A 12659-nucleotide genomic window follows, 5' to 3' on the forward strand; every position below is an offset into this window, starting at 1 on the left:
CCCTATGAAAAACCCTTTGTTCAGAATTTTCACACTTGCGCTTATCACATGTATGATTCCACTGTCCAAAGCATATTCTCAGGATGATGAATCTATTGCCGCTGCTCCCCTACTCGATGAGGAGGTTTTACCTAATTACCATTACGAATACATTCCAGATTTCACTTATGATGACATCGATCGTAGAGTAAGAGCGATGGATCATGAAATGGCATTTGAGCTGAATGATCGTATTTTTTCTTTCATCCAATACTTCACTGTAAGAAATAGAGACTACACCAAAATGGTCTTGGCTCGTAAAGAGTTGTTTTTTCCAATGTTTGATGAAATGATGCGAAAACATGATATGCCTTTGGAAATCAAATATTTATCAATCATTGAATCTGGGCTTGATCCTCAGATCCGATCTCGAGTAGGTGCTATGGGTCTTTGGCAGTTTATGCCAGCGACTGGCAGAATGTACGGAATGAACACCAACAATGAGGTAGATGACAGAATGGATCCAGAACTTTCTACCGAAGCAGCTGCGAAATATTTAAAATCACTTTATCGAATGTTTGGTGATTGGGAAGTAGCAATGGCTGCATACAATTGTGGGCCTGGCAACGTGAGAAAAGCAATCCGTAGATCTGGTGGAAAGAAAACTTTTTGGGGGATTTATAACTATTTACCTCGAGAAACCCGCAGCTACGTACCTCAGGTACAAGCAATGTTATATATTTTAAATCACCTAGAAGAGCATAATTTTTATCCAGAAGACCCTACCTATGTAGTGGAATATGAGAAAATCCGTTTTGATAGAGCACTAAGCTTAGATAAGCTTGCCGAATTAACAAATCTCTGTGTAGCAGACTTAAAAACTTTAAACCCCGCGATTAAGAATAGCAGGATACCAGAAAGCAATAAGAACATGGCTCTTCGAATTCCTCGAACCAAAGCCCCTTATATCAAAGAAAACCTTGCATGGTTAAATGATTCGCTGAATAATGCTCCGACTGTGCTGCTAGCTTCTAACGTAAAGGTTCAATCTGTGGAAGCGCTAGCTCAAGACATCAGGCAAAATGGCACAGTATATAAAGTTAGATCAGGTGATGTTTTAGGTTCCATTGCTCAGCGGCACGGAGTCACCGTAACTCAATTAAAATCGTGGAATAATCTTTCTTCAAATCTGATTCGTGTTGGACAGACTTTAAGAATAAATTCAGGAATGTCTGGAAACATTGCTACGACACAAACAAATGCCTCAGGACAAACCACATACATTGTTCAGCCCGGAGATTCACTTTGGATTATTTCAAGAAAACATGAAGGCCTTACCGTGGACCAGATTAAGCGTCTGAACAATCTGAATTCAAATAACATTAAGCCAGGTCAGAAACTTATTATCGGCTAATTCGCGCCAGATTTTCCTATAGTTTGTTAATTTTTTTTAAGTAATGGTAATATTCAATCCTAAATAAGGATAAATGTTACGATGTACTTAATTTGACCTATCCAAGAATCAAACGACCAAAAATGAAGACCATTTCATCCATTCTCATAGCCCTAATCATGGGCATTGTATTTACTTCCTGTGAATCTGAGGGAACAGGAGCAGACAGCTCTAAGCCAAAAGCAAGAGGCTCCATAGGGGAAATTATCTTAGTAATAGACTCAGTAAAATGGGCTGGCCCAGTTGGAGATCAACTGAAAGAAATTTTCGAATCCGACATCCCAGGAATGATTCGATCAGAAGCAAAGTTCAAAGTAAACACAGTAGACCCTAGAGCCATGACACGCATGCTCAAAATGTCCACCAACTTAGTATACGTCACAACTTTCGACGACAAAGGATCCGCTAGTCAGGTGATCAATGCACAGTTTTCCAAGGAATCAAAAGAAAAGGCAATGAATGATCCTAACATTTATTCATTGCGAATGGAGGATGAATATGCTATTGGCCAAGAAGTACTTTACTTGTTTGGCAATACAGAGGAACAATTAGTAGAGAATTTAAAGAAAAACGGAAGTAGACTTCAGAATCTTTTTGAAGTAAGAGAAAGAGGAAGATTGGAAAAAATCATACTTGCTAGAAAAAATTCTGCCGCCGCAGTGGAAGCGAGAGAGAACCTTGGAATTGAGATCAATGTACCTGCCTCCTATCAGGTAGCGAAATCAGAAGATGATTTTCTATGGGTGAGACAGATTACCCCAAGTGGAAATCGAGCTGATATAAGTTTATTTTTCTACGAGACCGATTATACTTCGGAAGAGCAAACTTTCCCAGCAAACATCCTCAAACTCAGAGACTCAATTACAAAACAACACATTTTTGGAGATCCAGAAGACACAACTTCCTATGTGGTTTCTGAAAAACAAATTCCGCCTGCTTTTAGAAACATGGTGATTAATGATAATTTTACCACAGAAATAAGAGGCGCTTGGAAAACCAACAACACAAGTATGGGTGGATCCTATCTTGGTTACCTCATGATTGATCAGAAAAAAGGAAAACTTTATTACATTGAAGGGTTCGTATTTTATCCTAATGAAATACACAGAGATGCCCTCAGAGAAATAGAGACTATTCTTCTGAACACTAATGTGAGTTGGAAGGAGGACCAAGGGGCCTAAAACCCAAATTATACTAGCTTTTATGGCAATCAAAATCCGCAAGGAAGACGCACTAAATTATCATACGCAAGGCTCGCCTGGCAAAATTGAAGTAAACCCCACAAAACCACTTTCTAGCCAGATGGATCTTGCGCTGGCTTATTCGCCGGGAGTTGCAGAACCCTGCAAAGAAATCGAAGCGGATGTTGAAAACGTCTATAAATACACTGCCAAAGGCAATTTGGTAGGTGTTATTTCAAACGGTACAGCCGTTCTTGGACTTGGAGATATAGGTCCCGAAGCATCGAAGCCTGTGATGGAGGGAAAAGGTGTTCTTTTCAAGAAATTTGCAGGAATAGACGTTTTCGACATTGAGATCAATGAAAAAGACCCCAAAAAGTTAATCCAAATAATCAAGTCTCTTGAACCAACTTTTGGCGGGATTAATCTGGAAGACATCAAAGCACCTGAATGCTTTGAAATAGAAACTGAACTTAAGCGGGAAATGAAAATCCCTGTCATGCATGATGATCAGCATGGCACAGCAATTATCTCTGGAGCAGCTTTACTTAATGCACTGGAAATTGTAGAGAAAGATATCTCAACAATCAAATTGGTGGTAAACGGTGCTGGAGCTGCGGCAATTTCCTGTACTCGATTCTATATTTCTTTAGGTATTAAAAAGGAAAATATAGTTTTATGTGACATCGTCGGAATCTTGAGATCAGATAGAACTGATCTGGATGAAATTAGAAAAGAATTTGCCACGGATAGAGACCTAAATACTCTTTCTGATGCCTTGAAAGACGCGGATGTTTTCTTAGGCCTTTCTGCAGGAAATATTGTTTCTCAGGATCAATTGAAGCTGATGGCCCCAAATCCGATCGTTTTCGCTTTAGCAAATCCAGATCCCGAAATTTCCTATGAGCTGGCTGTGGCTACTCGTCCCGACCTAATCATGGCAACCGGACGTTCTGATCATCCAAACCAAGTGAATAACGTATTAGGATTTCCTTACATATTCAGGGGAGCATTAGACGTGAGAGCTACAGCTATCAATGAATCCATGAAATTGGCAGCAGCTCACGCTATCGCAAAATTGGCGAAAGAACCTGTTCCAGATATTGTAAACAAAGCTTACGGAGAAGATAAACTGGGTTTTGGACGATTATACCTGATACCAAAGCCACTAGATCCACGATTGATTACTACGATTGCTCCAGCTGTAGCAAAAGCTGCTATGGAAACCGGTGTTGCTAAATATCCTATCAAGGACTGGGACGCTTACGAGCTTGAGCTTCAAGAGCGAATCGGCATTGATCAACGATTGATGTCTGTGGTAATCGCAAGAGCAAAAAAAGATCCTAAGCGCGTTGTATTTGCGGAAGCAGATAACAGGAAAATACTCAAAGCAGCTCAAATCATCCGTGACGAAAAAATTGGTGAACCTATACTCCTAGGCAATAGAGAAAAAATCTTATCACTTATAGCCGATAATTCCTTAGATCTGAGCAATGTAACCATCATAGATCCTATGGAGGAAAAGGAGATGCTGATCAAATTCGCTGAAATGCTCTTTCAAAAGCGAAATAGAAAGGGAATGACTGTGGGAGATGCAGCGAGACTTGTTACTCAGAGAAATTACTTCGGGGCATTAATGGTAGAATCTGGAGCTGCAGATGCTTTTATCTCAGGTCTTACGCGTGATTATCCAAAAACCATCTTGCCATCACTGCAAACTATCGGTGTAAAACCTGGTGTGAATCGTGTGGCGGGTATGTATATAATGAATACGCCGAAGGGCCCGTATTTCTTTGCTGACGCAACGGTAAATCTCAATCCTACTGCTGAAGAATTGGTTGAGATTATCGGTCTGACGGCAGATGCTGTGAGATTTTTCAACATGGAACCTCGAATAGCAGTCCTTTCTTATTCCAACTTTGGATCTGCCAAAGGAGATATACCGGGAAAAATGGCAAAGGCGACAGCCATAGCTCAGAAAAAATATCCAGACTTAGTCATCGAAGGAGAAATGCAGGCCAATGTTGCGATTAATGAAGATATCCAACGTGAAATGTATCCATTCTCCAAACTCATACACAAAAGAGCAAACACGCTAATTTTCCCTGATTTAAGTTCAGGTAACATTGCCTACAAGCTTTTAGCTGAACTTGGAAACTCTGAAGCGATTGGTCCTATTCTGCTCGGTATGAACAAACCTGTACATATCCTACAGCTGGGAAGTTCAATACGTGAGATTGTTAACATGGTAGCTGTGGCAGTAGTAGATGCACAATCCAGCAGTAGCTTATGATCGATTATCTAAGTGGAAAACTGGTATACAAAGACCCCACTTATGTCATTATTGATGTGAACGGGATTGGATATCATGTCAAAATATCCCTTCAAACCTATACAGAAATCAAGGATGAGGAGCAGATTAAGCTCCTCACCTTCCTTCATATCAAAGAAGATGCTCATACCCTTTTTGGATTCAAAAAAGAGGATGAAAAGCGACTATTTTTATTATTGCTCTCAATTAATGGAGTAGGTCCAAGTACAGGCCTCATGATTCTTTCATCACTTAGCTCCCTAGAAATAGAGCAGGCAATTTTGGCGGGGGATGTAGCTACCATCCAGCATGTTAAAGGGATAGGTGCAAAAACCGCGCAACGTATCATATTAGAACTTAAAGACAAGGTAGGAAAAGGTGGAACTGATGCTTCATCTACCTCATTAGGATTTTTGAAATCCAGCAATAAAATCCGCGAAGAAGCGTTACAAGCACTCATTACGCTAGGTTTTCCAAAAGCAGCTGCTGAGAAAAATATAGCTGCTGTGCTGAAAAAAACCACTGGAGAAATTTCGTTAGAAGATTTAATTAAAGCATCTTTAAAGACATCATAATATTAAGTTGTATTGACCTTTTTGAGTGTACTGACTTTTTTCGGGAGGAGGTTTCTCGGTAGTTGGCCTGAATTATTCATCCTATTTGGTCTTCTACTCGCCTATTCCACTTCTGAGGCTCAACAAACCAATCCTGACAGCGTTCAGTCCCGGATTGATTCATTGAATCGAAGGAGACTAACCCCCTCGTATTTGCTTTGGCAAAACCTGAGGACAAATCCTCTATTCCCAACGCGGAATCCTTTCCTACAGTCCCAAATACCATTTTTACAGGCTAGTCCTATTACCCAAAATGTAGAAGTGAAAATTGACTCTGCACTTCGGTACAATGTGGTTGAACAGATTGATACAGTCCGTGTAGGGAATGAGCAAGAATACGATTTCGAGCAATTTTCTAAGATTCAAGAATATAAAGTCAGGCAGGATTATTGGCGAAGCCGTTCACGGGGTGGCGATGGAGAAAGTGCAGTAGAAGGAAGAGGATTAATTCCTCCGCTCACAGTAAGCCCTTCATTTGACCGACTTTTTGGAGGGAGTGAAATCAATATTGTGCCCTCAGGCTATGTCAATCTAGACTTCGGAGCAATCTTTCGAAGAGTAGATAATCCTACTCTACCCATTAGGCAGCAGCAAAATGGCGGATTCAATTTTGACCAGCAGATCCAAATGGCGGTAAATGGTTCTTTGGGAGAAAAAGTTAAAATCGGCGCCAACTTTGATTCCAATAATTCATTTGATTTTCAGAACCAAATGAAACTGGAATTTGATGGATTTGAAGAAGATATCATCCAGTCCATTGAAATAGGGAACGTGAGTATGCCTGTCCAAAATCGCCTGATTCAAGGTGCCCAAAATCTTTTTGGAGTTAAGACACAACTTCAGTTTGGTAAATTGGGAGTCACAGCGGTAGCTTCTACTCAGCGTGGCCGCAGAGATAATTTGACCATAGATGCCAATGGCCAAGGAAGATCCTTTGACATTCAAGCTTCCAAATACGACGATAATCGACACTTCTTTATTGCACACTTCTTTCGTGACAATTATGAGCGTTGGCTCAGAGGACTTCCACAGGTGCTTTCCGGGGTGAATGTGACAAGAATCGAGGTTTACATAATGAACCGTGCGGCAAATACTGAAACGCTCCGGAATTTCGCAGCATTTATGGATCTTGGCGAAGGAAATGTAATATACAATCCCACAAATCCGAATATCGGCACTGGTACACCTTCGGCCCCAGCGAGCAACTCTGCAAACCTTCTTTATTCAAATATTTCGAGAAATCCAGCTTTTCGCCCCTTTGACACAGGATCTCGTGCTATAGAAAATAGCTTAGGATTAAGAAAAGGCGTCGATTTTGAACAAATAAATGGTGCACGGAAATTAGACCCTACAGAGTATTTTTTCAATCCTCAGCTTGGGTATTTATCACTTTTTAGAAGACTTCAAAATGATGAAGTATTGGCTGTTTCTTACGAATACACCTACAATGGTCAAGTGTATAAAGTAGGAGAGCTAACAGAGGACTATCAAACCAGGCAAGAAGATGAACTGATTTTCATGAAATTGCTTCGACCTGCGAGAATCAATACGCGTGTCCCAACTTGGGATCTCATGATGAAGAATGTCTATAGCTTGAATGCCAATCAAATCACACGTGATGGTTTTCAGCTACAGGTAATTTATAGAGACGATAGAACTGGACTTGACAACCCCTCACTATTAGAAGGAGCAGACGTTAAGGACAAACCACTAATTCGTTTAACTGGACTCGACAATCTGAATCCACAAAATGACCCTGCCCCGGATGGGAATTTTGACTTTGTCGAGGGTCTCACCATTCTAACCAATCGAGGGCTTTTGGTATTTCCAGTCTTGGAGCCTTTCGGGTCTAATCTTGAAAAGTATTTCCAGCCAGGGGAGGTAGTTCTGAAAGAGAAATATGTATATGATACGCTATACAAAACTACTCAAGCAGATGCGGAGCTCGTAACTAGGCTAAACAAATACTTTATCAAAGGCCGATTGACGGCCGGTTCTGCAAGTGAGATTCAGCTTCCCGGACTTAACATTTCACCTGGATCTGTGATAGTCCAGGCAGGAAACATCCCACTAACTGAAGGGGTAGATTACACTATTGATTACAATGTTGGAAGACTTGTGATTATCAATGATGCAATACTTCAATCAGGCAAACAGATCAATGTCAGTTTTGAGAAAGCTGATTTAGTGTCATTCCAAACACGAAGCTTGCTTGGAACCCGCCTCGACTACTTATTCAGCGACAAATTTAACTTAGGAGGCACATTCCTTTACCTAAACGAAAGACCGAACGTTACACGGATAGCTACAGGAAGTGAGACTTTAAGAAATAGCCTATGGGGTTTGGATGGGAATTTCAGTGACGAATCCCGCTGGCTTACCAAAATGGCGGATGCACTACCATTTACAGACACCAAAGAAACATCTTTGGTAAATATAAGTGGGGAATTTGCCCATCTTATCCCGGGAACTTCCAATCGTGTGAATGGTGAGCAGGCATCATACATAGATGATTTTGAAGCAGCGATTACACCTTATAATCTTGGCGGGGCTGCAAATCAAAATTGGAAATTATCATCTGTACCACAGACATTTGACAATAGATTTGATTTGAGTAATCAAACAGAAGACAACCTTGGTGCTGCCTACAGACGAGCCAGAGTCGCTTGGTACAATATTGATAATATTTTCTATCGAGAAAGTGGGCCTGGTGTCCCCTCCAACATTACTCGGGAAGATAGGAGAAATCATTATGTAAGACGCGTTCTCCCCCAAGAAATATTCCCTCAGCAAGATCGAGATGTAATTGTAACACCTGAGCCTCTATTTGAATTAGCCTACTTCCCTAGTGAACGTGGTATGTATAATTACAATACAAACCTCACTCAAGATGGACTACTTCCAGATCCAAAGAAGAATTTTGGTGGAGTAACTAGAGCGATCACTACTGAAGTTGATTTTGACCGAACAAACATAGAATACATAGAATTCTGGCTTTTAGATCCATTTATAGAGGGAGAAAATGGTAGAGTGTTGGACGGAAAATTCAATCAAAACAATACCACAGGCGGTAAGCTTTTTATCAATTTAGGAGATATCTCTGAAGACATCTTGAAAGATGGCCGACATGCGTTTGAAAATGGGCTTCCAGCGGATGGAGATCCAGCTGAAACAGGCCAAAATGAATGGGGGAGAATCACTCGTGAGCAATACCTACTTCCTGCTTTTGATAATTCGGAGACCTCCCGACAAAATCAAGACGTTGGTTTGGATGGTTTGAAAAATGAAGATGAAGCAGATTTTTTCCGTAGCAGATTCCTAAACCGCCTAAATGTATCTGCGAACGCCAGAAACGAAATTTTGCAGGATGTCTCCGGGGATTTATTCGAATATTACCTTGATGAATCTTTTGATCAAAATGATACTAAGATTCTAGAACGCTATAAGAAATTTAATGGCATGGAAGGTAACACGCCAGTATCTGCCAACCAAAACCTCCCCTACACTCCTTCCGGATCTAACACGCCGGACAATGAGGACCTTAATACGGATAATACTATCAACGAACTGGAGAACTATTACTCTTATGAGATGGATCTCAAACCTGGAAGCTTGGTAGTAGGCCAAAACAACATTGTTGATAAAACCACTGCCAATGTCAATGGTGAATCTGTAGACTGGTACTTATTCCGTATTCCTGTCCGCCAACCAGACCGCGTTGAAGGCGATATAACTGGTTTCAAATCTATACGTTGGTTCAGGACCTATTTGACAGATTTTGAGCAACCTGTAGTACTTCGTATGGCTAACTTCCGAATGGTCGGTAGTCAGTGGAGAGTTTTTCAGGAATCACTCTTCGAAAGGGGTCTTTTTGAAATACCTGAACCTGACAATTCGAATGTGACAGTAGACGTCGTCGGCATAGAGGAAAATAGTCAGGGAAGTTCTACAGAAAGCCCTTATGTGCTACCTCCTGGAATCTACAGAGACCGTGACAACACTTCCACGGTAGAAAGAAGACTGAACGAACAATCACTTCGAGTTTGTGTGGAGGACCTTGGAGCCAGAGATGCACGAGCAGTGTTTAAAAACGTAACCTTGGATTTGGTACAGTTTGAGCGAATAAAAATGTTCCTTCACGCTGACAGCGAAGATGCCATGGACGGAGAAATCACAGCATTCCTGCGGCTAGGTACAGATAATACAGATAACTATTACGAGATAGAAGTACCTCTTGTTATTACTCCAAAAGGGACCAGAGACCCTGAACTTATTTGGCCAGCAGAAAACGAAATTGATATTGCAATTCAGGAAATTGTAGGGGTAAAAGTAGCCCGTGATAATCAGCACGTGCCTCTAAATATACCTTTCTCCCAACAAGTCGGAAGGTATACTGTAACAGTGGTAGGACGGCCAGAGTTGAATCAATCACAATCCTCTATGATTGGAGTTAGAAACCCTGGCACAAATGGCGGAGGAAGCCGTAGTATTTGTATCTGGGCCAATGAGCTTAGAGTTACGGGTGCAACCAAATCCAATGGCTGGGCTGCAAATGCTCTAATGAATGTAAAAATCGCTGACGTGGCTGTAGTGACAGGATCTATTCGGCACAACTCAATAGGTTTTGGTGGTCTGGAAACTAGATTATCTCAACGTGCTAGACAGGCGACTACTCAGTATGATATCTCAACTAATGTGGATATTCATAAACTTTTACCAGAGGCAATAGGAGTAAGTATTCCTATGTATTTCTCCATAGAAAATAGTACGACCAAACCAGAGTATGATCCCTTGAATCCAGACGTTCCTTTTGAAGTAGCATTGCAAAAATTTGAAACGCAGGACCAAAAAGAAGCCTATCGAAAAATAGCGCTAGACCAAATCAACCGGAAAAACATCAGTTTCAATAACGTTAGAAAACTAAAATCTAACCCAGATTCAGAAAATCATTTTTACGACTTGAGCAATTTATCTTTTTCATATGCATTTGGCATAATGAACCAAACCAATGCACAGATTCAGGATTATACTTACAAAACATATCGTGGCAACGTCACTTACAGCTTCCAACCCAAAGCTTTAACTTTTGAGCCATTTAAAAACGCTGGATTCTTAGATTCTAAATATTTACAATTAATCAAGGACTTCAATTTAAATTTATCCCCTACCCTAATCTTAGCCAGATTAGACATTGACCGTAAGCATTTGCGTTCGCAGTACAGAAATGATCAGCTGAACACTTCTGGGGTAGACCCTCTTTTCCAGAAAAGCTTTTTCATGAATAGGTTCTATTCGCTGAATTGGGATTTAACCAAAAATCTTCGTGTTGATTATACAGGTAGTGTAATGGCAGTGGTAGACGAACCTCAAGGAGATTTGGATACAGAACAGAAATCTGATTCAGTTAGATACAATGCATGGAGATTTGGCAGACGTACAAACTATAACCACAGTATAAATCTCAACTACACTTTACCGCTTGACAAAATTCCATTTACCGACTGGATCAAAGCTGATTATAAATACATTACAACTTATACTTGGCTGACTGGGGCCATAGGGCAGAAAGACACCTTAGGAAATTCCATCCAAAACACAAGGGACCAAACACTTAATGGTAAATTTGATCTCATAAGACTTTATAATAAAAACAAAAAACTAGCTGCGCTAAATGCGCCTAAACGACCGAGTATTCCTGGCAGGAATGAAACCCAGGCAGAAGATACCATTGGAACTCCATTCACAAATAGGCTGCTGAAAACGCTTATGATGGTAAAGGAGGTCACCTTTAATTACGGGAAAATCGAGGGCACTTTCCTACCTGGTTATATGCCAAATACCGGACTTTTAGGAATGGACCGTGCATTTGACAATCCTGGATTAGCATTCCTGTTTGGTAGTCAAGATCCAACTATTCGAAATGAATTTGCACAAGCGGGAATCATGGCCCCAAGCAGTGAACTAACTCAGACTTTCAGGCAAAGTAGTGTCGTAAATATGAAGTTTGGTAGTATCATAGAACCATTCCAAGACTTTAAAATCACCCTAAATGCCACAAAGCGAGAGGTAGGTGATTACCAGGAAATATTCAGAAATTCTATGGATAACCCTGGAGTCTATGAGTCAATAAGCCCCAATCGACTCGGCGCGTACAGCATAACTACAATTATGATAGGCACCAGCTTTAGTAAAGATGGTTTTGATAATGTTTCACCGTTGTTCACAGAGTTTGAGAAAAATAGAGAAATTATTAAAAACAGGCTAGAAACAGCCGGAGGCGGTGGTGAGTATTCCATCAATGGCCAAGATGTATTAATACCTGCCTTCTTGGCTGCCTATAGAGGAAAAGATGCATCTGAATCCAACATGAATCCATTTCCAAAAACGCCGCTTCCTAACTGGCGATTGGATTATCGGGGACTTTCTAGGCTGAAAGGGTTGAGCGATATCTTCAGCAGTATAAATATCACACACATGTATACTTCTACTTATGATGCCAGCAATTTCTCAAATTCGCTCCAATATCAACAAGGACTTGAGCTTTACAATACACTTCAAAATATTCCAAGACCAACGGAAGTGAATGATGAGGGACAGTATATTCCAATTTATGTATTAAATCAGGTCGTTTTAACTGAGCGCTTTGCACCTTTAGTTGGATTAGATCTGTTGACCAAAGACAGGTTAAATATTGCTGTAAATTATAATAAGGAACGCACATTAGGTTTGAACTTCTCCAACTCCCAAGTGACTGAACAGAAAAGCAATGACTTTGGATTGACCCTAGGCTATACCAAGGCAGGATTGAAAATTCCTTTCAAATTTCAAGGAAGGCAATCTGTATTGAAAAATGATGTTCAATTCAAATTAGATTCTAAAGTGGTAAGTACAACACAGATTCAGAGAAAAATCGAAGAAGGAAGTACGGTGACAAGTGGAAATTTGAACATTTCTATCAGACCAACAATTTCTTATTTGATCAACCAAAATCTAAATCTCACCCTATATTTTGATAGAACTATCAACGACCCTAGAGTAACTACCGCCTACAAGCGAACTTCTACAGCATTTGGCGGACAACTTCGATTTAATTTAGGCCAATAGATTTTATCCTTGACCGA

5 protein-coding genes are annotated in these 12659 nt (G+C 40.5%); all 5 read left to right on the plus strand.

Features of this window, described 5'->3' with window-relative positions; genetic code table 11:
* Positions 1-4: 4 nt before the first annotated feature.
* Complete coding sequence (locus tag QOL76_RS10200; protein ID WP_283412855.1) at positions 5-1393, plus strand: LysM peptidoglycan-binding domain-containing protein; 1389 nt, start codon at positions 5-7, stop codon at positions 1391-1393.
* Between the two features lie 122 nt (positions 1394-1515).
* A complete protein-coding gene (locus QOL76_RS10205) occupies positions 1516-2613 on the plus strand; it encodes a DUF4837 family protein (RefSeq protein WP_283412856.1) in 1098 nt (365 codons plus the stop codon).
* A 22-nt stretch (positions 2614-2635) separates the two neighbouring features.
* Entirely contained in the window at positions 2636-4906 is a 2271-nt protein-coding gene (locus QOL76_RS10210) for an NADP-dependent malic enzyme (RefSeq protein ID WP_283412857.1), read from the plus strand.
* Positions 4903-5499: a Holliday junction branch migration protein RuvA gene (ruvA, locus tag QOL76_RS10215; protein WP_283412858.1), complete on the plus strand. Its 597-nt coding sequence runs from the start codon at positions 4903-4905 to the stop codon at positions 5497-5499. Before QOL76_RS10210 ends, ruvA begins: the two co-directional genes overlap by 4 nt.
* A 21-nt stretch (positions 5500-5520) precedes the next feature.
* A complete protein-coding gene (sov, locus tag QOL76_RS10220; RefSeq protein ID WP_465251389.1) occupies positions 5521-12642 on the plus strand; it encodes a T9SS outer membrane translocon Sov/SprA in 7122 nt (2373 codons plus the stop codon).
* Positions 12643-12659 lie beyond the last annotated feature (17 nt).

Origin of the sequence: Algoriphagus winogradskyi, assembly GCF_900182815.1 — a bacterium.
Taxonomy (GTDB): Bacteria; Bacteroidota; Bacteroidia; order Cytophagales; family Cyclobacteriaceae; genus Algoriphagus; species Algoriphagus winogradskyi.